Annotated in this window: 22 protein-coding genes and 3 pseudogenes; 14 read left to right on the plus strand and 11 right to left on the minus strand. The window is 71.5% G+C overall.

The genetic code is table 11. The annotated features are described in order from the left end of the window. Window positions 1-57: 57 nt before the first annotated feature. The 3 genes from purQ to IEY61_RS31805 form a co-directional block, all read right to left on the minus strand. Window positions 58-741 carry a phosphoribosylformylglycinamidine synthase subunit PurQ gene (gene purQ, locus IEY61_RS14880; RefSeq protein ID WP_189044556.1) on the minus strand — a complete coding sequence of 228 codons (684 nt, stop codon included), beginning with the start codon at window positions 739-741 and terminating at the stop codon, window positions 58-60. Then, window positions 738-1,001 carry a phosphoribosylformylglycinamidine synthase subunit PurS gene (purS, locus tag IEY61_RS14885; protein WP_189044558.1) on the minus strand — a complete coding sequence of 88 codons (264 nt, stop codon included), beginning with the start codon at window positions 999-1,001 and terminating at the stop codon, window positions 738-740. Before purS ends, purQ begins: the two co-directional genes overlap by 4 nt. Window positions 1,002-1,251: 250 nt before the next feature. Beyond that, window positions 1,252-1,377 (minus strand): hypothetical protein, encoded by a 126-nt coding sequence (locus IEY61_RS31805; protein WP_268240648.1) that lies wholly within the window; start codon window positions 1,375-1,377, stop codon window positions 1,252-1,254. Between IEY61_RS31805 and IEY61_RS14890 the strand changes: the two are divergent. After that, window positions 1,331-1,897: pseudogene (locus tag IEY61_RS14890) on the plus strand (YbjQ family protein). The gene IEY61_RS31805 and the pseudogene IEY61_RS14890 sit on opposite strands and share 47 nt — an antisense overlap. A 13-nt stretch (window positions 1,898-1,910) precedes the next feature. On the opposite strand, the gene purB reads toward IEY61_RS14890, so the two are convergent. The 5 genes from purB to IEY61_RS14915 form a co-directional block, all read right to left on the minus strand. Beyond that, window positions 1,911-3,335 carry an adenylosuccinate lyase gene (gene purB / locus IEY61_RS14895; protein WP_189044562.1) on the minus strand — a complete coding sequence of 475 codons (1,425 nt, stop codon included), beginning with the start codon at window positions 3,333-3,335 and terminating at the stop codon, window positions 1,911-1,913. Between the two features lie 66 nt (window positions 3,336-3,401). Further along, entirely contained in the window at window positions 3,402-3,953 is a 552-nt protein-coding gene (locus IEY61_RS14900) for a hypothetical protein (RefSeq protein WP_189044565.1), read from the minus strand. 295 nt (window positions 3,954-4,248) lie between these two features. Beyond that, complete coding sequence (locus tag IEY61_RS14905) at window positions 4,249-4,497, minus strand: hypothetical protein (RefSeq protein ID WP_189044808.1); 249 nt, start codon at window positions 4,495-4,497, stop codon at window positions 4,249-4,251. A 112-nt stretch (window positions 4,498-4,609) separates the two neighbouring features. Next, complete coding sequence (locus tag IEY61_RS14910; protein WP_189044567.1) at window positions 4,610-5,485, minus strand: TNT domain-containing protein; 876 nt, start codon at window positions 5,483-5,485, stop codon at window positions 4,610-4,612. A gap of 97 nt (window positions 5,486-5,582) precedes the next feature. Then, window positions 5,583-6,875: an acetyl-CoA C-acetyltransferase gene (locus tag IEY61_RS14915; protein ID WP_189044570.1), complete on the minus strand. Its 1,293-nt coding sequence runs from the start codon at window positions 6,873-6,875 to the stop codon at window positions 5,583-5,585. Window positions 6,876-6,929: 54 nt separating this feature from the next. Here IEY61_RS14915 and IEY61_RS14920 point away from each other — a divergent pair, with 54 nt between their 5' ends. The 6 genes from IEY61_RS14920 (at window position 6,930) to IEY61_RS14945 (ending at window position 13,651) form a co-directional block, all read left to right on the plus strand. Next, complete coding sequence (locus IEY61_RS14920) at window positions 6,930-8,303, plus strand: 3-oxoacyl-ACP reductase (protein WP_189044572.1); 1,374 nt, start codon at window positions 6,930-6,932, stop codon at window positions 8,301-8,303. Between the two features lie 92 nt (window positions 8,304-8,395). Next, complete coding sequence (locus tag IEY61_RS14925) at window positions 8,396-9,475, plus strand: MaoC/PaaZ C-terminal domain-containing protein (protein ID WP_189044783.1); 1,080 nt, start codon at window positions 8,396-8,398, stop codon at window positions 9,473-9,475. Between the two features lie 100 nt (window positions 9,476-9,575). Further along, entirely contained in the window at window positions 9,576-10,328 is a 753-nt protein-coding gene (locus IEY61_RS14930) for an NUDIX hydrolase (RefSeq protein WP_189044574.1), read from the plus strand. Further along, window positions 10,325-11,299, plus strand: a complete 975-nt coding sequence (locus IEY61_RS14935) for a serine/threonine protein kinase (protein ID WP_189044576.1) — start codon at window positions 10,325-10,327, stop codon at window positions 11,297-11,299. The genes IEY61_RS14930 and IEY61_RS14935 overlap by 4 nt, the downstream gene beginning before the upstream one ends. 10 nt (window positions 11,300-11,309) lie before the next feature. Next, window positions 11,310-12,269: a hypothetical protein gene (locus IEY61_RS14940; RefSeq protein WP_189044578.1), complete on the plus strand. Its 960-nt coding sequence runs from the start codon at window positions 11,310-11,312 to the stop codon at window positions 12,267-12,269. Between the two features lie 125 nt (window positions 12,270-12,394). Beyond that, entirely contained in the window at window positions 12,395-13,651 is a 1,257-nt protein-coding gene (locus IEY61_RS14945; protein WP_189044785.1) for an adenylosuccinate synthetase, read from the plus strand. Window positions 13,652-13,674: 23 nt separating this feature from the next. Here IEY61_RS14945 and IEY61_RS14950 read toward each other — a convergent pair. Then, window positions 13,675-14,315, minus strand: a pseudogene (locus tag IEY61_RS14950) (response regulator). After that, window positions 14,312-15,457 (minus strand): sensor histidine kinase, encoded by a 1,146-nt coding sequence (locus tag IEY61_RS14955; protein ID WP_189044580.1) that lies wholly within the window; start codon window positions 15,455-15,457, stop codon window positions 14,312-14,314. The pseudogene IEY61_RS14950 and the gene IEY61_RS14955 overlap by 4 nt, the downstream one beginning before the upstream one ends. 193 nt (window positions 15,458-15,650) lie before the next feature. On the opposite strand from IEY61_RS14955, the pseudogene IEY61_RS14960 reads away from it, so the two are divergent. Further along, window positions 15,651-16,253: pseudogene (locus IEY61_RS14960) on the plus strand (DedA family protein); the annotation flags it as partial. 82 nt (window positions 16,254-16,335) lie between these two features. Here IEY61_RS14960 and IEY61_RS14965 read toward each other — a convergent pair. Further along, entirely contained in the window at window positions 16,336-16,974 is a 639-nt protein-coding gene (locus IEY61_RS14965) for a TetR/AcrR family transcriptional regulator (protein ID WP_189044582.1), read from the minus strand. A gap of 67 nt (window positions 16,975-17,041) precedes the next feature. On the opposite strand from IEY61_RS14965, the gene IEY61_RS14970 reads away from it, so the two are divergent. From IEY61_RS14970 to IEY61_RS14995, 6 genes are all read left to right on the plus strand, one after another. Next, window positions 17,042-17,494 carry an SCP2 sterol-binding domain-containing protein gene (locus IEY61_RS14970; protein WP_189044584.1) on the plus strand — a complete coding sequence of 151 codons (453 nt, stop codon included), beginning with the start codon at window positions 17,042-17,044 and terminating at the stop codon, window positions 17,492-17,494. Window position 17,495: 1 nt separating this feature from the next. Then, complete coding sequence (locus tag IEY61_RS14975; protein ID WP_189044586.1) at window positions 17,496-18,710, plus strand: acyl-CoA dehydrogenase family protein; 1,215 nt, start codon at window positions 17,496-17,498, stop codon at window positions 18,708-18,710. Window positions 18,711-18,755: 45 nt separating this feature from the next. Next, window positions 18,756-20,318, plus strand: coding sequence for an AMP-binding protein (locus tag IEY61_RS14980; RefSeq protein ID WP_189044589.1), 1,563 nt, complete (start codon window positions 18,756-18,758; stop codon window positions 20,316-20,318). A gap of 200 nt (window positions 20,319-20,518) precedes the next feature. Beyond that, window positions 20,519-21,634 carry an ice-binding family protein gene (locus IEY61_RS14985; RefSeq protein ID WP_189044591.1) on the plus strand — a complete coding sequence of 372 codons (1,116 nt, stop codon included), beginning with the start codon at window positions 20,519-20,521 and terminating at the stop codon, window positions 21,632-21,634. Window positions 21,635-21,898: 264 nt separating this feature from the next. Continuing rightward, entirely contained in the window at window positions 21,899-22,045 is a 147-nt protein-coding gene (locus IEY61_RS14990) for a hypothetical protein (RefSeq protein WP_189044593.1), read from the plus strand. Between the two features lie 257 nt (window positions 22,046-22,302). Beyond that, window positions 22,303-22,542 carry a hypothetical protein gene (locus tag IEY61_RS14995; protein ID WP_189044595.1) on the plus strand — a complete coding sequence of 80 codons (240 nt, stop codon included), beginning with the start codon at window positions 22,303-22,305 and terminating at the stop codon, window positions 22,540-22,542. Window positions 22,543-22,547 lie beyond the last annotated feature (5 nt).

Below are 22,547 nucleotides of genomic sequence, written 5' to 3' on the forward strand. Positions count from 1 at the left end.
CGTTGCGCTCGCCGCCGCACGGGCGGGTGAGCCGACCGATGATCCCGACGTGGGCGGTCACGCCGGTGCCCCCACCAGGTGCTTGAGCACGGAGGTGAAGAAGCCCAGGCCGTCGAGGGAGGGGCCGGTGAGCGCCTCCACCGCGTGCTCGGGGTGCGGCATGATGCCCACCACGTTGCCGGCGGGGTTGGTGATCGCGGCGATGTCCCGCTGCGATCCGTTGGGGTTGCCGCCGACGTACCGGGCCACCACCCGGCCCTCGGCCTCGAGCTCGTCCAGCGTCGCGGTGTCGGCGACGTAGCAACCCTCGCCGTTCTTGACCGGAATCAGCACCCTTTGTTCCGGCTGGAAGGTGTTGGTCCAGGCGGTGTCGGTCGACTCGATCCGCAGGAGCTGGTCGCGGTTGCGGAAGTGCAGGTGCTGGTTGCGGGTGAGGGCGCCGGGCAGCAGGTGGGCCTCACAGAGGATCTGGAAGCCGTTGCAGATGCCGAGCACCGGCAGACCACCGGCGGCGGCGTCCACGATCGTCTCCATCACCGGGGCGAACCGGGCGATGGCTCCGCAGCGCAGGTAGTCACCGTAGGAGAAGCCGCCGGGCAGGACGACGGCGTCCACCCCGTGCAACTGCGGGTCGCCGTGCCAGAGCCGGACCGGCTCCCCGCCGGCGATCCGGACGGCCCGGGCCGCGTCCCCGTCGTCGAGCGAGCCGGGGAACGTCACCACACCGACCCGCGCGGTCACGAGCGGGCGTCCGCGGGCTCGTCGGTCTCGACCAGGCGGACGGTGAAGTCCTCGATGACCGGGTTGGCGAGCAGTTTGTCGGCGATTTCCCGGGCCCGGTCCAGGTCCGGTTCACCGGTGAAGTCGATCTCGATCCGCCTGCCGATCCGTACCGAGGCGACGTCGTTGACGCCGAGCCGGGGCAGCGCGTTTGCGACGGCCTGGCCCTGCGGATCGAGGATCTCGGGCTTGAGCATGACGTCGACGACGACGCGAGGCACTGGGCACTCCTGACTGTGTACGCAGTTGGGTGCCGACCCACAACGGGCGAGCGCAGCCAGCCTACCTGGCAGATATCGCACCGGCCGCACGCGGTGCGGGCAGTCCCTGATCCTACCCGCACGTGCCCGTTCGCACCGATACGGGTTCGTTGCCGTCTTGATGCGGGTTCGTTGCCGGAGCAGTCGGGAAACACCTCACCGGGCCCTACGGCGGACAGGCGATCCGGAGCACGCGGATCGACGGCAACAACTACGGCAGCGTCGCGTACAACCAGGCCTGGATCACCTCGGTGGCCGGTGTCTGACGGTTAGCGCCCGTGGCGGCGCGGATGGTGGGCTGCGCGCCCGCCGTCCGCGCCGCGCTGTTTTTCAGCATCCGATCAGGTGAACAAGGTTCACGTTGGGTCGCGACGAGGGCTGCGAGCATCTAAAACGTGCTGGTCGTGACGACGGATCAACTTCCCGGCTACGAGATCCGCCAGATCCTCGGCGAAGTGGTCTCCTCGATGGCCAGAACCCGCAACCCGTACCGCGAGGGCGTGAAGAACCTGCGCGGCGGCGCGTACGACCCGATGGCGTCGGACAACCTCACCCGATGGCGTACCGACTCGGTGGCCCGGCTCGGCGAGGAGGCCCAGCGGCTCGGCGCGAACGCCGTGGTGGGGATGCGGTTCGACAGCCGCGACTGCGGCGAGATGTGGATGGAGATCTGCGCCTACGGCACCGCCGTGATCGTGGTGCCCAAGGCCCCCGAGGTCATGCCCCCCGACCAGCCCCTGGTCGCCGCGGAAACCGCCCAGGACCCCGCCTTCACGGAGTCTCCCGGCAAGCTCGCCGAGCCACCCAGCGCCCCCACCCTCGGCACCTCCGCCGAAACCCCCACCCGCAACCCCTGACCCCAGGGGTGGGTCAGAGGATGGGGGGTGGGGTGTAGGTGGCGGCGGTGGGGTGGGATTGGACGATTTTGGTGATGCGGGCGGTCACCGCCTGAATCTGGGCGGGGGTGGCGCCGGTGAAGGCGGCGCGGTCAGCGACGAGGGCGTCGATCTCGGCTCGGGTCAGGGCGAGGCGAGGGTCGGCGGCGAGGCGGTCGAAGAGGTCGTTGTCGGGGCTGCCCTGCTCACGCATGGCCAGGGCCACGGCGACGGCGTGTTCCTTGATGGCCTCGTGCGCGGTCTCCCGGCCGACGCCTCGGCGCACGGCCGCGACGAGGATCTTGGTGGTGGCCAGGAAGGGCAGGAAACGCTCCAGCTCCCGGTTGATCACGGCGGGGTACGCGCCGAACTCGTCCAGCACGGTGAGGAACGTCTGGAACAGCCCGTCGGCGGCGAAGAAGGCGTCGGGCAGGGCGACCCGACGCACCACCGAGCAGGAGACGTCCCCCTCGTTCCACTGGTCGCCAGCCAGCTCGCCGACCATCGACAGGTACCCCCGGATGATCACCGCGAAGCCGTTGACCCGCTCCGACGAGCGGGTGTTCATCTTGTGCGGCATCGCGCTGGAGCCGACCTGGCCCGGCTTGAAACCCTCGGTGGCCAGTTCCTGGCCGACCATCAGCCGGATCGTGGTCGCCAGCGACGAGGGCGCGGCGGCCACCTGCGCCAGCGCGGCGATCACAGCCAGATCGATCGAACGCGGATAGACCTGCCCGACGCTGTCCAGCACCCGGTTGAAGCCGAGGTGCTCGGCGACCCGGCGCTCCAACTCGGCCACCTTCTCGGCGTCGCCGTCGAAGAGGTCGAGCTGGTCGGCAGCGGTGCCGACCGGGCCCTTGATCCCCCGCAGCGGGTACCAGGCGATCAGGTCCTCCAGCCGCTCGTACGCGATGATCAGCTCCTCCGCCGCCGACGCGAAGCGCTTGCCCAGCGTGGTGGCCTGCGCCGCGACGTTGTGCGACCGGCCGGCCATCACCACGTCGGCGTACTCGTGGGCGTGCCAGGCAAGCCGGGCCAGCGTCGCCACCACCCGGTCCCGGATCAGCTCCAGCGACCGGCGCACCTGGAGCTGCTCCACGTTCTCGGTGAGGTCCCGCGAGGTCATCCCCTTGTGCACGTGCTCGTGCCCGGCCAACGCGCTGAACTCCTCGATGCGCGCCTTCACGTCGTGGCGCGTCACCCGCTCCCGCGCCGCGATCGAGTCCAGGTCGACGTCGTCCAACACCCGCTCGTACGCCTCGACCACCCCGTCCGGCACCGGCACGCCGAGGTCCCGCTGGGCTCGGAGTACGGCGAGCCAGAGCTGTCGCTCCAGCCGGATCTTCTCCTCGGGTGACCAGAGGGCGACCAGTTCGGGCGAGGCGTACCGGTGGGCGAGCACGTTGGGGATCATCGTCACGCGCCCATTGTCCGGCACCCGCCAGCCGGCCCCCGACCGCCCCTCACCGGCAGTGACGACTCCCGCTCAAGGGCGAGGACGCGCAACAGGGCAGGAGCTGAGCAGGAGTGGAACCCGGCACTCCTGGCCGACCCATTGGGCAATTCTCGGGTCGACGTAGCGCAGGAGGTTGAGAATGTCCCCGTACCGCTCGGTCAACGGCTCGGTCCAGATTCGCTCATGATGAGCGAGCCGATTGCGGAACAAATGGAGGCGGGTGAACGGTCCGTCGACCGTGGTCCTTGCCCGATCAGGGGCGTACGGAAAACCGCCCGCCAGATCCGGCCACAGCACGGTGTTGTAGCGACGGGCAAGCAGAAATCGCCAGAATCCGAACGAAAGTTCGGATATCGTCTGGCCATCAGCCGGTTGCTTTCCCTTGGCGACCACTCTCCGCCGCGCTTCGCGGATGTCAGCCCTGGCTCGTTGGTCGAGTTCATCGGCAGGATCATCCAGCCAGGTCCCAGCACGGCCTGCCGCAGCATGGCGGGCCGCCAACTGCTCGGCGAGAACGTTCCGTAGGACGACCTCCAGGTGGCTGAGAGTTTCCAGAAGGCCCCGCTCGCGGCAGCGTTCCACCGGTAGAGAACAAGCCCGGCGTCCGCGTCACCCCCACACTGGGCAACGTATGCCCTCATCCGTGGCAGGCCCATCCTGCGTAGCAACAGCGGAGCAAGGTCGGTTGTGCTGTTGTCGGGGGTCACGGTCGGGTACTCTAGAACGCGAAGACCCCAGGACGGTCCCTGGTAGTCGCGTGTCGGCAGGCCAAACCGCTGGGGTTAAGACATCGAAGAGCGCCACCCGGACCGGGTGGCGCTCTTCGCTTTCTGCGCCATGCCGTGCGACCAACGTGTCGCACGCCAGGGGAACCTGCTCAGGGTGGGGCGGGGCGGCCGGTGAGGGCGGTCCAGAGGCCGGCGCACGCGGCCGGCTCGGTGGCGAAGACCTGGCGTACCTCGTAATGGCCGCGTTCGTAGGGGCCGATCTCCCAGCCGTCGGGGCCGCGCCGCAGGAACCAGAAGTCGGGCGGCACGGGCACGTGCTCGTGCACCCCTTCCAGCTCGAAGGCGTCCGGCGACAGCCCGGCGGCGAGCAGGGCGTCCCGTACCTCCTGCCGATTCACTCCGTCACCTCCGCAAGAGCGAGGGTACGGGCGGCGGTCGCCCGCCGCCTCCGCCGGATCTTGACACCGGAAGGCCCTGTGGGGGCCGAAAACGTCCAAGATTGCCGGCCGGTCAGCACGCTTGGGGCGCGGTGTCGCCCTGGCGTGGCACCGCGCGCGTCGTCGTGGTCGGGCAGGGGCCGCCCAGGTACTCCTCGACGATGAACTTGTGGTCGAGCAGCCACTGCACGGTCAGGTTCGCCCCAGCCTTCGGCACGTACGCCGGGTTGAGCTGGAACTGGGTGCCCAGGCCGGGCTGCGCGAACCAGGGTGCGATCGACCCGGAGTCCACGTCGAACGGCTTGAGTACGCAGTACGTGTGGTAGTTGGCCAGTGGCGCGGGTGGCGTGGTGGCCGGCGGCGTCGGTGGGGTGTTCAGGCTCTGCGGCGCCAGCGAGCGCGCGCCGAACGGGGTGCCGAGCGGGGCGAGGAAGGCGCCACCGGTGAAGCCGAAGCGGTCGAGGCGGTAGCCGGGCAGCAGGGTCTGCCGCTGCTTGACCGCCCTGCCGTCCGGGCCGAGCACGAAGCCGCTCTCCGGCGGGAAGAGCAGTCGGGTCGGATCTCCGGGCACGGTGTAGTTCTGCACCCACTGGTTCTCGGTCTGGGCACCGAACCGTTGGTAACCGGCGAGCAGCGGGCCGACCGGTGACGCGTACGGCAACTGGGCGGGACCGAACAGCCGGTTCCCGCCGTAGAAGACGGTGGTCTGTGGGGCGTCCGGGGGTGTGCCGGGCCGGCAGAGGCGCTGGCCACCCGACTTGGCTGCGTTGGTTGGGAGTGCGGCTCGGAGCGGTTCCTGCTCGCCCTCGCCCGACTGTGGGGCGACGTCGTCGGCCGGCGCGGCGAGCCGCGCCGCGCTGGTCGGTGTCGCGCCGGTCGGGGCGACACCGGGAACGACGGCGAGCGCGGCGCCCGAGAGCAGGGCAACCAGCCATCGCGCATGTTTCATCACAAACCCCCCTCTGAAGGACAATCAGTTCCTTCAGGATGGGAAGGTCAATACGCGAATGTGAGCGTTAGTGCACTTTTGTCCCTGAAAGGGGAGGTCAGCGTTCCAGGATCGCGGTCACGCCCTGACCACCGGCGGCGCAGATGGAGATGAGCCCGCGACCGCTGCCCTTGGCGGCGAGCAGCTTGGCCAGGGTGGCCACGATCCGGCCGCCGGTGGCGGCGAACGGGTGCCCGGCGGCCAGCGAGGAGCCGTTGACGTTGAGCTTGTCGGTGTCGATCGCGCCCAGCGGGGCGTCCAGGCCGAGCCGGTCCTTGCAGAACTCCGGCGACTCCCAGGCGGCCAGGGTCGCCAGCACCTGCGCGGCGAACGCCTCGTGGATCTCGTAGTAGTCGAAGTCCTGAAGGGTCAACCCGGCGCGGGCGAGCAGCCGGGGCACCGCGTACGCGGGCGCCATCAGCAGCCCCTCGTCACCGTGCACGAAGTCCACCGCGGCCGTCTCCGACCAGGAGAACCAGGCCAGCACCGGCAGTTGATGCTCGCGCGCCCACTCTTCGCTGGCCAGCAGCACGGTGGAGGCGCCGTCGGTCAGCGGCGAGGAGTTGCCGGCGGTCATGGTGGCCCGGTCGGTGTCCGGGCCCTTGGTGCCGAAGACCGGCCGCAGCGCACCGAGCTTCTCCAGCGTGGTGTCGGCGCGGAGGTTCGCATCGCGGGTCAGCCCCAGGTAGGGGGTCATCAGGTCGTCGAAGAACCCCTTGTCGTACGCGGCGGCGAGCCGCTGGTGCGAGCGCAGCGCGAACTCGTCCTGCGCCTGCCGGTCGACGTTCCAGCGCAGCGCCGTCCGGGCGGCGTGCTCGCCCATGGACAGCCCGGTACGCGGCTCGGCGTTGCGCGGGATCTCCGGCTTGAACGGCTGGGCCGGGCGCAGCTTCGCGGCGATCTTCAGCCGCTCACCGAGGGTGCGGGCGGAGTTGAGCTTGAGCAGGGTGCGGCGCAGTTCCTCGTTGACCGCGAGCGGGGCGTCGGAGGTGGTGTCGACGCCACCGGCGACGCCCACCTCGATCTGCCCGAGGGCGATCTTGTTGGCCACCAGGATGGCCGCCTCCAGGCCGGTGCCGCAGGCCTGCTGGATGTCGTACGCCGGGGTGCGCGGGTCGAGCTTGGAGCCGAGCACCACCTCACGGGTGAGGTTGAAGTCCTTCGAGTGCTTCAGCACCGCACCGGCGACCACCTCGCCCACCTGCTGCCCAGCCAGGCCGAACCGGGCGATCAGCCCGTCCAGGGCGGCGCCGAGCAGGTCGGAGTTGGAGGCGCTGGCGTAGCGCGAGTTGGAGCGGGCGAAGGGGATGCGATTGCCGCCGATCACCGCGACCCGTCGAACGTTCTGCACGATTCGCCTCCTCGAAAGTGTTGCCCGCACCTTACTCACCAGTAGGCTACGCCTATGACCGACAGGTACGCGAGCTTCGTCCAGTCGGGCCCCGGTCGGGCGCTGGTCAAGCGCCTCGGGTTGCCCGATCCGCCGCGACTGCGCCGGCACGCTTCCGGCGAGCCGATCCTCCCCGGGCCGGTGCTGCTCGGCGCGGCCTCCGGTGCGCGCCTCGCCGAGCCGGTCGGCAGGATCCTGGCCGCCGCCGGGCTCGCCCTGCGCGATCCGGTCACCGCCGTGCCCGACCCGGCGACCGGCCGTACGCCGGCCAGCGCCGCCCTCGTCTACGACGCCACCGGCATCACCGACTCGACCGGCCTGCGCCAGCTCTACGACTTCTTCCACCCACAGGCTCGGGCGGTGCAGCCCAGCGGCCGGGTGATCGTGCTCGGCACCCCGCCGACCGAGTGCGGCACGCCGCGCGAGGCGACCGCCCAGCGGGCCCTGGAAGGGCTGACCCGCAGCATCGGCAAGGAGTTCGGCCGGGGCATCACCGCCCAGTTGGTCCAGGTCACGAAGGAAGCCGACGAGGGCACCTGGACCAGCCTGGAGTCGACCCTCCGGTTCCTGCTCTCCGGCCGATCCGCGTACGTCTCGGGTCAGGTGGTCCGGGTCGGCGCCGGCCGGGCGGCCGCGCCGGCCGACTGGGACCGCCCGCTGGACGGGCAGGTCGTGCTGGTCACCGGCGCGGCCCGGGGCATCGGCGCGGCGCTGGCCCGGGTGCTGGCCCGCGACGGCGCGATCGTGCTGGCGTTGGACGTCCCGGCCGCCGGGGACGAGCTGGCCGCGGTGGCCAACGAGATCGGCGGCACCGCCGTGCAGCTCGACCTGACCGCCACCGACGCACCGGCCCGGCTCGCCGAACACGTGGCCAGCCGGCACGGGCGGGTGGACGCGGTGGTGCACAACGCCGGCATCACCCGGGACAAGACCCTCGGCCGGATGGACGCCGACCGGTGGGACCAGGTCATCGACGTGAACCTGTCCAGCCAGGAGCGGATCAACGACCTGCTGCTCGAGCGGGAGCTGATCCCGGCCGGCGGCCGGATCGTCGGGGTCTCCTCGATCGCCGGGATCGCCGGCAACCGGGGCCAGACCAACTACGCCACCAGCAAGGCCGGCGTGATCGGGCTGGTCGATTCGCTCGCCCCCGCGCTGCGCGAGCGGCAGATCAGCGTCAACGCCGTCGCGCCCGGCTTCATCGAGACCCGGTTGACCGCCCGGATCCCGCTGATGCTGCGCGAGGCGGGCCGCCGGATGAACAGCCTCTCCCAGGGCGGGCTGCCGGTGGACGTGGCCGAGACCATCGGCTGGCTGGCCTGGCCGGCGTCCGGGGCGCTCAGCGGCAACGTGGTCCGCGTCTGCGGCCAGAGCCTGCTGGGGGCGTGATGGTCCGGCGCAGACGTGGCGACGAGGAGCCGGCCGACGAACTGTCGGTCGGCGAGCTGATCGACGGGCCGACGGAGATTCTCACGCGGGAGATGCTGGCCGCCGCGCGGGCGGATCCGGCGGGCGACGGTGGGCGGGCCGAGCCGACCCGCGACCTGTCCGACCTGGTCGGAGCCGTGGCCGACGACCGGCCCGCCCACCAACCGACGAGCGGACAGTCCGGGGCGGCAGCCGACCAACCCGGCACGCCGGAGACCAGCACGGTGGGGCAGGTCGGGGCGGCGGCCGACGGGGACACGGCCGGCGGACCGGCGACCCGGGACCGGGTCGAGCTGCCGGGGCTGCCGGCGGCCGGTCCGCTGTACCGGCGGGCGCTGCTGGGCGCGATACCGGGGCTCGGCGGCCGGCGCGGCGACGGGGTGCCGGCGGTGGAGCTGACCGTCGGTGGGGTCACCGTGGACCCGCAACGGTTGGCCGACTACGACCGGGTGTGCGGGTTCCGGCTCACCGACCGGCTGCCCGCGGCCTTCCCGCACGTCATGGGCTTTCCGCTGGCCCTTCGGTTGATCACCGCACCGGAGTTCCCGATCCCGCTGGCCGGGGTGGTGCACGTCGGCAACCGGATCACCGTGCACCGGCCGGTCACCGTCACCGACCGGCTGGACTTCACCACCTGGGCGGAGAACCTGCGCCCACACGACCGGGGCCGGCAGGTGGACGTCGTACTGGTCGGGTCGGTCGACGGGGTGGAGGTGTGGCGCGGTGTCTCGACGTACCTCGGCCGGCAGCGCACGCCCGGCGAGGGTGCCCGGCGCGACCGGGATGAGCGGCCCGCGCCGCCGGCCGCGATCGCCATCTGGCGGGTGACGCCCAGGGTGGGCCGAGAGTACGCGCAGGTCTCCGGCGACCACAACCCGATCCACACATCGCGGCTGGGCGCGCGGCTGCTCGGCTTCCCCCGGCCGATCGCGCACGGCATGTGGAGCAAGGCCCGCTGCCTGGCCGCCCTGGAGAACCGGCTGCCCGAGGCGTACACGGTGGACGTGGCGTTCAAGCTGCCGGTGCCGTTGCCCGGCACGGTCGCGTTCAGCGCCGCACCCGACGGTCCCGGCTGGGACTTCGCGCTGCACGACGGAGGTGGTCGCCCGCATCTGGTGGGCACCGTCCGCTGAGGAGTCGGCGTCGACGAGAGGGTCGGGCACTTGCCCGGCCCTCTCTTTCGCGCTAAGTTGTTCTCAGTTCGAGTTGTTCTCAAAGTGAGAGTGAATACCGATGAACGAGCAGGACTTCCTCGCCGCGTACGACCCGAACGCCTTCCCGGCCGTGGCGGTCACCGCCGACGTGGTCGCCCTGACCATCCGCGACGGCGCCCTGCACCTGCTGCTGATCCGTCGCGGCGCCCAGCCGTACGTGGGCCACTGGGCGCTGCCGGGCGGCTTCGTCCGACCCGACGAGGACCTGGCCGCCGCCGCCCGTCGGGAGCTGGCCGAAGAGACCGGCCTCGGCGGCGAGCGGCTGCTACGCGTCCACATGGAACAGTTGGCCAGCTACGGCGCGCCCGACCGTGATCCTCGGATGCGGATCGTCTCCGTCGCCCACCTTGCCTTCGCGCCCGACCTGCCCGACCCGGCGGCCGGCACCGATGCCGAGGAGGCGGCCTGGGTGCCGGTCGCCGAGTTGGCCAGCCGGCAGCTCGCCTTCGACCACCGCCGGATCGTCGACGACGGGCTGGAGCGGGCCCGCGCCAAGCTGGAATACACCCCGCTGGCCACGCGCTTCCTCCCGCCCGAGTTCACCATCGGCGACCTGCGCGGCGTCTACGAGACGGTCTGGGGGCACTCGCTGCACGCCGGCAACTTCCACCGCAAGGTGCTCTCCGTGCCGGGGTTCGTGGAGAGCACGGGAGCCAGCACCGAACGCGGTGGCACCCGGGGCGGCCCGCGCGCCCGGCTGTACCGCGCCGGCGACGCCCGACTGCTGCATCCGGCGCTGCTGCGCCCCGCTCGGGAGGAGACGGCACGATGAGGACCGACGAGGCGATCCGGCTGGTCGCCGCCGCCCGCGACGACGACGAGCTGTTCGGCCTCGACGAGCCGGACCGCCGCTACCGCGAGCTGGTCGCGGTCCTGCATCCCGACCGGCTCGGTCGGGTCGGCCCGGGCGTCCGCGCCGAAGCCACCGAGGCCTTCGTCCGGGTCACCACCCGCTGGCGGGCCCGCCGGGAGACGGTGCTGCGCGGCTACCGGTGCGGCCGGCCGGCGCACTCCGGTGACCTCGCCGACCTGTACGACGTCGGCGCCGACCGGCTGCTCAAGCTGCCCCGCGACCCACGCGACAACGACCTGATGGACCGCGAGGAGCGCGCGCTGCGCCGACTCGCCGAGCGGGGCGACCCGCGCTGGCTGCCGTACGTGCCCCGACTGGTGGACAGCTTCGCCCACCGGGACGCCGCCACCGGAGCCGAGCGACGGATCATCGTGCTCGCCACCGCCCCCGGCCTGCACAGCCTGGTCGAGGTGCGGCGGTCGTACCCGGACGGGCTGGACGCCCGGGACGTGGCCTGGATGTGGCGGCGGCTGCTGGTCGCGCTCGGCCTGGCCCACCGGGCCGGCGTGGTGCACGGCGCGGTGCTGCCCCCGCACGTGCTGATCGAGCCGGACGCCCACGGCGTGGTGCTGGTCGACTGGTGCTTCTCGACCGACCCGGACGGCATCGTGCCGGCCCTGGTCCCCGGCTATCAGGAGTGGTACCCGGCCGAGGTCACCGACCGCCGCCCCGGCGGGCCGGGCACCGACATCGCCATGGCCGCCCGCTGCATGACCTGGCTGATGGGCCGCCGGGCCCCACGCGAACTGCTCACCTTCGCCCGGGGCTGCCGGCAACGCGTCCTGCGCGCCCGCCCCGACGACGCCTGGCGACTGCTCGGCGAACTCGACGAGGTGCTGCACCGCCTCTACGGGCCGCGCACCTTCCGACCCTTCACCCTCAACCCCTAGGGAGGCTGCCATGGGCAGTGGAATGTGGTCCACCGACGTGTACGACGCCGCCGACCGCTACCGCCGGGCCACCGGCACCAGCGCGTTCTCGTACAGCGACAGCGGCGCGCGGAAGGTGCACCCGGCGCTGGACCCGCGCGACGTGCTGCGGGAGAGCCGTTACTCGGCCGAGCACCCGCAGTCGACCCCGATCGCCGTCCTCTTCGACGTCACCGGCTCGATGGGGCAGGTGCCCCGCACCCTCCAAACCAAGCTGCCGCAGCTGCTCGGGATGCTGCTGCGCCAGGGGTACGCCCGCGACCCACAGATCATGTTCGGCGCGATCGGCGACGCCACCTGCGACCGGGTGCCGTTGCAGGTGGGGCAGTTCGAGTCCGACAACCGGATGGACGACGACCTCGGCCGGATCGTCCTGGAGGGCGGCGGTGGCGGCCAGATGCGGGAGTCGTACGAGTTGGCGCTCTACTTCATGGCCCGACACACGGCCACTGACCGCTGGGAGAAACGGGGTCGGCGCGGCTACCTCTTCGTCATCGGCGACGAGTTGGCGTACCCGAAGGTGAAGGCCGCCGAGGTGGCCCGGCTGATCGGCGGCGGCCCGCGCGAGGACCTGCCGCTGCGGCAGATCGTCGACGAGGTGACCCGCCGCTGGGACACGTACTACCTCCTTCCCGCCGGTAGCCACTACGCGGGCAACCGCAAGGTGCTCGACTTCTGGCGCGGCCTGCTCGGCCAGAACACCCTGGAACTGGACGACCTCGACGCGGTCTGCGAGACCATCGCCCTCACCGTCGGCCTCGGCGAGGAGGCCATCGATCTCGACGCGGGCCTGCGGGACCTCGACCGGGCCGGGTCGACGGCCACCGGCACCGTGTCCAAGGCGCTGGTACGCCTCAGCGGATCGCGGCGGGCCGAGATGGCGGAACTACCCGCCAACCGCGGCACCGGCGGTGGAGTGATCCGGCTGTGACCGCTGTCCAGGCGTGGGCGCCGGCGGGTCGCGCGGCAGCGGATCGGGCGGCGGCAAGCCGCGCGGCGGCGGACGGCGGACGGCGGGCGGTCGCACCGGCCGGCGGCGGGCGCGGGGAGCACGCGATCGTGGTCGACCTCGGGTACGGCGACGCCGGGAAGGGCACGGTCGTGGACTGGCTCTGCGCGACCCGGCCGGTGCACACGGTGGTCCGGTTCAACGGGGGCGCGCAGGCGGCGCACAACGTCGTCCTGCGCGACGGCCGGCACCACACGTTCGCGCAGTTCGGCGCCGGCACGTTCCGTCCCGACGTACGCACGCACCTGTCCCGGCACGTGGTGGTGGACCCGCTGGCGCTGGCCGTCGAGGCCGACCACCTCGCCACCGTCGGGGTGCCCGACGCGCTCGACCGGCTGACCGTGGACGGGGAGGCGCTGCTGGCCACCCCGTACCACCAGGCCGCCAACCGGGCGCGGGAGCTGGCCCGTGGGGCCGACCGGCACGGCTCCTGCGGGCTGGGGGTGGGCGAGGCCGTCGCGTACGGTCTCGCCCACCCCGCCGAGGCCCCTCGGGTGGCGGACTGCCACCGTCCCGAACTGCTACGCCGCCGGTTGACCGCGTTGCGGGACCGGCTCACCGCCGAACTCGGCCCGCTGGACGCCCCGCCGGTCGCCGACTGCCTGCCGGCATACCGCGCCTTCGCGCAGCGGGTGGCCATCGTCGACCGGTCCTGGCTGGCCGGGGCGCTGCGGTCCGGGTCGTGCGTGTTCGAGGGCGCGCAGGGGGTGCTGCTCGACGAGTGGCACGGCTTCCACCCGTACACAACGTGGAGCACCACCACCTTCGCCAACGCGGAGTCCCTGCTGGCCGAGGCCGGGCTCGCCGGAACGGCTACCCGGATCGGGGTACTGCGCACGGTCACCACCCGGCACGGGCCGGGCCCGCTGGTCACCGAAGACCCGGCGCTGCCGCTGGCCGACCCGCACAACCCGACGAACCCGTGGCAGGGCCGCTTCCGGTTCGGCCACTTCGACGCGGTCGCCCACGCGTACGCCCTGGCGGTCGCCGGCGGGGTCGACGGCCTGGCGCTGACCCACCTGGATCTCGCCGATCGCGGCCTCGACCTGCGTCTCTGCCGCCGCTACGACAACCTGGACGGGCTGCTCCCGGGCCCACCCGGCGACCTCGACCGGCAGGCCGCGCTCACCGCCCGGCTGCTGCGTGCCCGCCCGCTCTACGACGACGCCCCACCCACCGACTGGCCGCAGGCCGTCGCCGAGGCGCTCGCCGCCCCCGTGCTGCTCACCTCCCACGGCCCCACAGCCGAGGAGAAGGAAGGGCCCCTTATTAACGCCTGGTGTAGAGAAAGGGCCCCTTTTTAACACCTGGTGCCCTGAGCATGGAGTCACGGCAGCTCGGCATCGTGGACCAGGATCGCCAACTGCACGCGGTTCCCGGCGCCGACCTTCGTCATCGCCCGGCTCACGTGCCCTTTCACGGTGGCCTCGCTCATCACCAGTTGACGAGCGATCTGGGCGTTCGCGAGCCCTCGTTCCACCGCGCGTACGATCTCCAGCTCCCGTGCGGTCAGGCACCGAAGCTGACGCCGGGCCGTCTCGCGTCGGGCCGGGCCGCGTTCCGCAAAGGAGTCGATCAAGCGCCGGGTCACGGTGGGTGCAAGCATGGCGTCACCGCCAGCCACGGCGCGCACTGCGGCGGCCAGGTCGCCCGGTGCGGTGTCCTTGAGCAGGAAGCCGACCGCGCCGGCACGCAGGGCCTGATGCACGTACTCGTCCCGGTCGAATGTCGTCAGCATGATCACCTTTGCGCCTGTGGCGACGATGTGCGGCGCGGCGGCGAGGCGTCCACGCTCGGCATGCGGACATCCAACAGGACCACGTCCGGTCGGAGCCGCCGGACCTCGGCTCGCGCCGCACCGCCGTCCGCCGCCTCGCCGACCACCGTGATGTCGCCGGCCGCATCGAGGATCAACCGCAGGCCGGACCGGACCAACTGCTCATCGTCGACGATCAACACCCGGATCACTCCGGCTCCTCTATCGGAATCAGCGCCCGGACCAGGAAACCCCTGTCGTACGGCCCGGCCGTGAGCCGCCCGCCGAGCAGTTCCACGCGTTCCCGTAGACCGATCAGGCCCAACCCCGCACCGGGCAGAGCCGTCCCGCCGATTGCCGGCCCGTTGCGCACCCCGACCTCGACCCCGCCGGAGAGATACCGCAGGCTGACCGTCGTCTCCGCGTCGGGTGCGTGCTTTCGCACGTTCGTCAACGCCTCCCGTACCACCCGGTGCACCGTCCGTCCGACCGTGGCCGGCAGGGGCCGGCAGGGGCCCTCGTCACGCCGTTCGACCCGCAGACCGGCGGTGCGCGACTCCTGGATCAGGACATCCACCTCCGACAACCCGGGCGGCGGTACGGTCCCCGCCGGCCCACGCAGCACGCCGAGTACCTCGCGCAGGTCGGTGAGGGCCTGTCGACCGGTTGACCGGATCAGCGACGCGGCCTCCACCGTCGCCGAGTCGGCGGACGTCACCTCCAACGCCCCTGCGTGCACCACCATCAGCGACACCCGGTGGGCGACCACGTCGTGCATCTCCCGGGCGATCCGGGCCCGTTCCTCGGCGCGGGCCTGCTCCGCGCGGGCCACCTGTTCACGTTCCAGCCGCTCGGCCCGGTCGCGCAACGCGCCAACGGTGTCCCGCCTGGCCCGCGTCCAGAGCCCGATCACCAGCGGCAGCAGCACCAGCCAGGCGAAGAGCGCGAGCACGTTACCCGGCGTGGCCATGGTCAGTCGCCGCTCCCCGCCGGCCGCCACCCCCACCAGCACCCCGACGGCCGTGACCAGCACCGCCCCGGCCAGGTAGGCGACGGTCCGGCGACGGCCGCGCAGCCGTAGTCCGGCCAGGAGGGACGCCGCCGCCGGGACCGGCCAGGCGGCCAGCACCAGCCAACCGACGGCAGCCGCAGCGAACAGCGGCCATCGGCGTACCCGCGCCACCAGCACGGCATACCCGGAGGCGACGGCAACGGCGAGGACCACCGCCGGGGGCAGCGGTGAGGGCACTCCGGCCGCGCCGGTGGCGGACATCCAGACCCCGGCCGATACCAGTACGGCCAGCAGTGGCAGCGCGCACCGCCGAAGAAGTGCCCGGACTTCGACGATGGCCATCGTTGCAGGCTAGCGGCGGCCCGGCCGGTCCATCTGTCTCCGACGGCCAGAGGGGGGACACCTCCGGGCGGCCGGGCCGGTCTTCTCGGGGTTGGCCCGGAGTCGGACTCAGGGCTGGCCACAACTTAGGTAGTGGGGCGGAAATGACGATCGGCCGAGGGCCGGAAGCCGCGCCGGGGCCAGCATCGGGATCATGGAATTGGTGCTCGACCTGCTCCACCAGACGATGTCCTCGCCCTGGGTCTACCTGGCGCTCTTTTCGATCGCGGTGATCGACGGTTTCTTCCCCGTGGTGCCCAGTGAGACCGCGGTCATCACCGCCGGGGTCTTCGCGGCGACCGGACAACCGGCGCTGTGGGCGGTGATCGTCGTGGCGGCGGCCGGCGCTCTGGTCGGCGACCACATTTCGTACGCCATCGGCCGGCGCGGCGGCGGACGCCTGCTCGCGCGACTACCGGAACGTGGGCGGCGGCGTACGGCATATGCCTGGGCCAGCCGGGGCATCGCCGTACGCGGAGGCCTGATCCTGACCGTGGCGCGGTACATACCGGGTGGTCGGACCGCTGTCACCATGACCATGGGGGCGACGCGGTTCCCCCGGTCGCGGTTCCTGGCGTTCGACGTGCTGGCCGCCGGCACCTGGGGTGTCTACTCGGCGCTGGTCGGTTATTTGGGCGGGCTCGCCTTCGAGCAGGATCCGCTGCGCGGGCTGTTACTTGGGCTCGGCCTGGCGCTCAGCGTCACCGTGATCGTGGAGACGGCCCGCTGGGCGTACGGCCGGCGGCGAGCACGCTCGGTGCCGGCAGTTGTGCAGCCGTTGTCGGCAGTTGTTAAGAAGGGGCCCTCCTCTACCGGAGGCGTTAATAAGGGGCCCTTCCTTACGTCGCGGGCGGGTGCCAGGTGGTGCCGCGTAGCAGTTGGGCGGCGCCGAGCCAGGCGGCGTTCATCATCCGGGTGGCGGTCGTTTCCGGGTCGGCTTCCGGGTGGTCGGCCAGCCAGTCGGCCAGTGACTCGGTCGCGCCGACCAGGGCGTACGCGACGACCTCCAGCTCGGTCTCGGCCACCTCGCGCCCCTCGGCGCGCAGCGCGTGGTCGAGCATGCCGGCGACCACCTCGACCATCCTCGCCCGCATCGCGGCCACCTCACCGGCGACCGGCGGCTCGCCCCTGGCCTGCCGGTAGAGCACCGCCCAGCCGTCCCGGTGCGCCCCGACGAAGCCGAAGAACGCCCGCAGCCCGCGCCAGAGTCGTTCGTCGGCGGGCAGGTCGGGAACGGCCGCCTGGGCGATGGCCTCCATCATCCGGGTGCCCTCCCGGTGCAGGCAGGCGACGAAGAGTTCCTCCTTGGAGCCCAGGTACGCGTACACCATGGGCTTGGAGATGCCGGCCTTCTCGGCGATCTCGTCCATGCTGGCACCGTGATAGCCGTGCCGGGAGAAGATCCGCACGGCGGCGTCGAGCATCTGCTGTTCGCGTACGGCTCGGGGCAAACGTCTGAAGGCGGGCGTGCTGGCCACCTTGCGAGCATACCTACCCGTCCGTAGGGTTACGCATGAGTAGCCATTGTCCGAGAGGTGGATCCCCATGACTGACTTCGATCCGGCCAGCTTCGCCAACGTCGGCCCGAAGGAGTTCGCCCAGCTCGTCAAGAACACCCCGGATAGCAAGCTCGCCGAGGTGATGTCCGGTGAGCTGCGCGGCAAGATCCTCGGTGAGGTCTTCGGGCGGATGCCGCAGCTGTTCCGGGCCGACCGGGCCGGCTCGACCAACGCGGTCATCCACTGGAACATCACCGGCGGCCCCGACGGCGGCACCGACACCTACGAAGTGGTCGTCGCCGACGGCACCTGCACGGTCAACGAGAACCCGCAGCACGAGCCGCGGCTGAGCCTGATCCTGGGCCCGGTGGAGTTCCTGAAGGTCGTCTCCGGTGGCGCCAACCCGGTCATGATGTTCATGACCGGCAAGCTCAAGGCAAAGGGCGACCTGGGCCTGGCCGCCAACATCGCCAACCTCTTCGACATCCCCAAGGCCTGAAATGGTGGAGTTCTCGCTCGACCTGAACGAGGAACAGCGGGATCTGCGCGACTGGGTGCACGGCTTCGCCAGCGAGGTCGTGCGCCCGGCCGCGGCCGAGTGGGACGCCCGCGAGGAGACCCCCTGGCCGATCATCCAGGAGGCGGCGAAGGTCGGGTTGTACGGCTTCGAGTTCCTCGCCACCTGCTGGGCCGATCCCACCGGGCTGTCGCTGCCGATCGCCAGCGAGGAGCTGTTCTGGGGTGACGCCGGCATCGGCCTGAGCATCTTCGGCACCTCCCTCGCGGTAGCCGCCATCTACGGCACCGGCACCCCCGACCAGCTCGTCGAGTGGGTGCCGCAGTGTTTCGGCGACGTCGACTCGCCGACCGTCGCCGCGTTCTGCTCGTCGGAACCGGAGGCCGGCTCGGACGTCGGCGCGATGCGCACCCGGGCCCGTTACGACGAGGCGACCGACGAGTGGGTGCTGCGCGGGCAGAAGGCGTACGCCACCAACGGCGGGATCGCCGGAGTGCACGTGGTGATCGCCTCGGTCGAGCCGGAGCTGGGGTCGCGGGGGCAGGCGGCCTTCGTCGTACCGCCGGGCACCGCCGGGCTCAGCGCCACCCGCAAGCTGCGCAAGCTGGGGCTGCGGGCGTCGCACACGGCGGACGTCTTCCTCGACGACGTACGGGTGCCCGGGCGGTGCCTGCTCGGCGGCAAGGAGGCGCTGGACGAACGTCTGGCCCGCGCCCGGTCCGGGCAGCGCGCCTCCGGACAGGCCGCGATGCGTACCTTCGAACTGTCCCGGCCCACCGTCGGCGCGCAGGCGCTCGGCGTGGCCCGGGCCGCCTACGAGTACGCCCTGGACTACGCGAAGGAACGCGTCCAGTTCGATCGGCCGATCATCACCAACCAGGCGGTCGCCTTCGCTCTCGCGGACATGAAGATGGAGATCGACGCCGCCCGACTGCTGGTCTGGCGGGCCTCCTGGATGGGCCGCAACAACCGGCCGTTCACGGCCGGTGAGGGTTCGATGTCCAAGCTCAAGGCCGGCGAGGTGGCCGTATCGGTCACCGAGAAGGCCGTCCAACTGCTCGGCGGCGCGGGCTTCCTGCGTGACCATCCGGTCGAACGGTGGTATCGCGACGCCAAGATCTACACCATCTTCGAGGGCACATCGGAGATCCAGCGCCTGGTCATCTCGCGGGCAATCTCCGGGATGCAGATCCGCTGACCCGACGATCCATCGTGCCCCGGCGCTCGAAGGAGGTACGCGGGTATGGACCTGCCGTTCATCGTCGCCACGCTGACCCGCCGTGGCCTGCTCGCACCCGGCCGCCCGATCCGCGTCGCCTCCCAGCTCAGCGCCCTGCGAAAGTGGGGGTGGAGCCTCGCCGGTGAGCTTCGTCAGGCGGCGGCCCGGGACCCCGGCCGGGTGGCGATCATCGATGAGCAGGGCGCGGAGCTGACGTACGCCGAGCTGCTGGACCGCTCCGAACGGCTCGCCCGCGCCCTGCGCGCCGGGTTGGGCGTCCAGACCGGCGACCGGATCGCCGTGCTCTGCCGCAACCACCCGGGCCTCATCGAAACCGTCGTCGCCGCCACCCTGCTCGGCGCGGACACCGTGCTGGTCAACACCGGTCTCTCCCCGGCACAGCTGGCCACCGTGGCCGAGGAGCAGCGGCTGCGGGTGCTGGTGCACGACGACGAGTTCACCGAACGGACACTCGGGCTCCCGGCCGAGCTGCACCGCCTCGACGAGCGGGCCCGGGAGGAGTTGATCGGCACCGCCCTCCCCGGTGAGCTGCACCCGCCCGAGCGGGACGGCCGGATCATCGTGCTCACCTCCGGCACCACCGGGACGCCGAAGGGCGCGCGTCGCCCCACCCCGGCCGGTTTCGGCCCGCTGGTCTCCATCATCGACCGGATCCCACTGCACGTCCGGGACCGGGTCATGATCGCCGCGCCGGTCTTTCACACCTGGGGGTACGCGGCCCTCCAGGTCTGCTTCGCGCTGCGCGCCACCATCGTGCTGCACCGACGCTTCGACCCCGCCGCCACCCTGGACGCCCTGGTGCGACACCGCTGCCAGGCACTGTTCGCGGTGCCGGTGATGCTGCAACGGCTGATGGAGGCACCGGCACCGAATCCCCGGCCGCCGCTGAAGGTGGTGGCCGTGAGCGGTTCCGCGCTGCCCGGCGGGCTGCCGTCGGCCTTCATGGACACCTATGGCGACGTGCTCTACAACCTGTACGGCTCGACCGAGGCGTCCTGGGCCTCCATCGCCACCCCCGCCGACCTGCGCACCGCCTCCACCGCCGCCGGCCGACCACCGCACGGCACCCGGTTGGCGATTCTCGACGACGCTGGCGAGCCGGTTCCCGCTGGGCGGGTGGGCCGGATCTTCGTCGGCAACGAGATGCTCTTCGAGGGCTACACCTCGGGTAGCGACCGGGAACGCCACGACGGCCTGCTCGACACCGGCGACCTGGGGCGGGTCGACTCCGACGGCCTGCTCTTCGTGGACGGTCGGGCCGACGACATGATCGTCTCCGGCGGGGAGAACGTCTTCCCCTCCGAGGTGGAACAGTTGCTCGCCCAACTCCCCCAGGTACGCGAGGCCGCCGTCATCGGCGTACCCGACGCCGAGTACGGCCAGCGCCTCGCCGCCTTCCTGGGGCTCCATCCCGGCGAGACCCTCGACGCCGAGGCGGTCCGCGAGTACGTCCGGCACTATCTCGCCCGCTTCTCCGTGCCCCGCGACGTGGTCTTCGTCAAGTACCTGCCACGCAACGCCACCGGCAAGGTACTCACCCGCGAGCTACTTCGCTACTACGGCTGACCCGTCGACGCCCGGGTGGCGGTGCGGCGCTCCCCAGTCCGGCTCCGATCGTGAATGGTTGCGGATTATCCTATTTTGTCCGCTTAGGCAGGCTCCGTGTGGTGTGGTGACATCCGCATCGTTATGTCCCATCTACACCTCTTCGGGCAAAACGCTACACGCGAACCCGCCTCAGGTGTAGTACCCACGGAGGATGTTCTGTGACAGTTAAGCCCAATCATCGCCTTCGGCGAACGGCCCTGCCGGCGCTCGCGGCTTCCGCAGTTGCCGCCGTGGTCGCCACCTTGCTGTTCCTCAACGTGAGCGCGGCCAACGCGCAGGAAGCGCCGGTGGGCCTGGGGACGGCCGGCAACTTTTCCGTACTGGCCGGTGCTGAGCCCACCAACACCGGCCCGAGCTTCCTGGGCCAGAGCCTCGGGAGGTACCCAGGAAACACTGCGTCGGGCTTCGCGACGGCAACCATCGGCGGCGAAATCCACCTCGGCGACGCAGTCGCTCTACAGGCCCAGAGCGACCTGACCACGGCCTTCAATGACGCCGCCGGCCGGACCCCGTTCACCAACCTTCCCGCAGAACTCGGCGGCAACACCCTCAACCCCGGGGTCTACCGGATCGGGGCCGCGCAGCTGACCGGGGCGTTGACGCTCAACGCCCAGGGCGACCCACAGGCTGTGTTCATCTTCCAGGTCGACTCCGCGCTCACCACAGCGTCGAACAGCAGCGTCGTCCTCATCAACGGCGCTTCGGCCTGCAACGTGTTCTGGAAGATCGGCAGTTCGGCGACACTCGGCACGGGCACCACCTTCGTGGGCACCATCATGGCCCAGGCGTCCATCACGATGGCCACGGGCGCGACTCTCCAAGGTCGCGCGTTGGCTCGAACCGCCGCCGTCACCCTCGACACCAACGTCATTACCGCACCCGTGTGCGCTGCGCCTCCTGGGCCGTCCGGCCCGCCCGGCCCAACTGGCCCGCCCGGCCCATCTGGCCCGCCCGGCCCGTCCGGTAGCCCCGGTGTCCCGGGCAGCCCCGGTGTCCCGGGCAGCCCCGGCGTCCCAGGCAGCCCCGGCGCCCCAGGCAGCCCCGGCGCCCCAGGGCCGGCCGGCCCGTCTGGCCCGCCTGGTAGTCCCGGTGCCCCAGGGCCGGCCGGCCCATCTGGCCCGCCTGGCCCGCCTGGTCACCCTCACGGCAAGCACAAAATCCTGCCGGTAACCGGTAGCAGCCAACTCCCGGTCCTGACCGGCACGGGAATTGGCATGGTCGCCCTCGGCGCGCTCATGTTCTTCCTCTCCCGCTATAGAACACGCAGGTCCTGATCGGGAGGCCCGGCCGGTGACCCGCCGGCCGGGCCCCTCCAGATGCGCCAAGATCGGCAAGGAAGTCGGGGGCAGCGCAAGCCCTGACCGCATGCCGAGGTGGCGGCAGCTCGGCCAGCAGAGCGAGAATGGCCAGTCGGTCCGGCGTACCCTCGACGCCCGGGCGGACCGCACGGGCCGGCACCTCGGCCCAGGTTCCTCCCCGCCGCGACGGCCGGCAGCGGTCGTCCTAACCTCCTAAAACAGGAGTCGCGGGGTACGGGGTTGCCCGATCTACCGGACACCACCTGCACGTCGATGCCGTGGGCGGCGCCGCGTTCGACGCCCCGCGACGTCGTCTTCGTCAAGTGCCTGCCCCGCAACGCCACAGGGAAGACGCTCACCCGCGAACTGCGTCGCTACTACGGCTGAGCACCGCCACCTCCGACTGCCCGCTCACGAGCGCCACTCCCGAGCCACGCTCGTCGCCACCCCAGTACCAGCACTGACCAGGCATTGTCGGTCGCACAGCCGACAATGCGTCCCTTTCAGGCGGAATATTAAAATTATCATGGGAATCTCATCCGAGCTTTCCCATTGGCTTCTTCCCATAGATCTCTGTGTAATGAGACCTACCAACGTTGTCGGGCAACACCGGCGGCGGGCGGGATCGGGGAGGGCTGACCCAGATGGCTGCGGCGAAGCGCAGAGCCGAGGAGAGCGGGCGCGACGACGCTCGGGAGAGGCTGTATTTGATCCGCGCCACCTACGTCAGCGCCGTCGTGGCGCTCCTGGCCGTGGTGTTGCTGGCCTTCCTAGGCGGATGTAGCGAGGCCGAAGGCACGGCCACGGCCGGCATGGCCGCCGTCGGCGCGATCATGACCGCCGCGTTCGGCGTCGCGGCCGCGTACGCGCGAAGCAAACGTTAATTAGA

The sequence above is a fragment of the Micromonospora sonchi genome, from assembly GCF_014646235.1.
In the GTDB taxonomy this organism is placed as follows: Bacteria; Actinomycetota; Actinomycetes; order Mycobacteriales; family Micromonosporaceae; genus Micromonospora; species Micromonospora sonchi.

Coding starts and splice junctions, on each gene's coding strand:
- IEY61_RS31805 (WP_268240648.1), bottom strand. CDS start 1,377: ATGCTGAAAAACAGCGCGGCGCGGACGGCGGGCGCGCAGCCCACCATC.
- IEY61_RS14910 (WP_189044567.1), bottom strand. CDS start 5,485: ATGAAACATGCGCGATGGCTGGTTGCCCTGCTCTCGGGCGCCGCGCTC.
- IEY61_RS14920 (WP_189044572.1), top strand. CDS start 6,930: ATGACCGACAGGTACGCGAGCTTCGTCCAGTCGGGCCCCGGTCGGGCG.
- IEY61_RS14925 (WP_189044783.1), top strand. CDS start 8,396: ATGCTGGCCGCCGCGCGGGCGGATCCGGCGGGCGACGGTGGGCGGGCC.
- IEY61_RS14930 (WP_189044574.1), top strand. CDS start 9,576: ATGAACGAGCAGGACTTCCTCGCCGCGTACGACCCGAACGCCTTCCCG.
- IEY61_RS14935 (WP_189044576.1), top strand. CDS start 10,325: ATGAGGACCGACGAGGCGATCCGGCTGGTCGCCGCCGCCCGCGACGAC.
- IEY61_RS14940 (WP_189044578.1), top strand. CDS start 11,310: ATGGGCAGTGGAATGTGGTCCACCGACGTGTACGACGCCGCCGACCGC.
- IEY61_RS14955 (WP_189044580.1), bottom strand. CDS start 15,457: ATGGCCATCGTCGAAGTCCGGGCACTTCTTCGGCGGTGCGCGCTGCCA.
- IEY61_RS14970 (WP_189044584.1), top strand. CDS start 17,042: ATGACTGACTTCGATCCGGCCAGCTTCGCCAACGTCGGCCCGAAGGAG.
- IEY61_RS14975 (WP_189044586.1), top strand. CDS start 17,496: ATGGTGGAGTTCTCGCTCGACCTGAACGAGGAACAGCGGGATCTGCGC.
- IEY61_RS14980 (WP_189044589.1), top strand. CDS start 18,756: ATGGACCTGCCGTTCATCGTCGCCACGCTGACCCGCCGTGGCCTGCTC.
- IEY61_RS14995 (WP_189044595.1), top strand. CDS start 22,303: ATGGCTGCGGCGAAGCGCAGAGCCGAGGAGAGCGGGCGCGACGACGCT.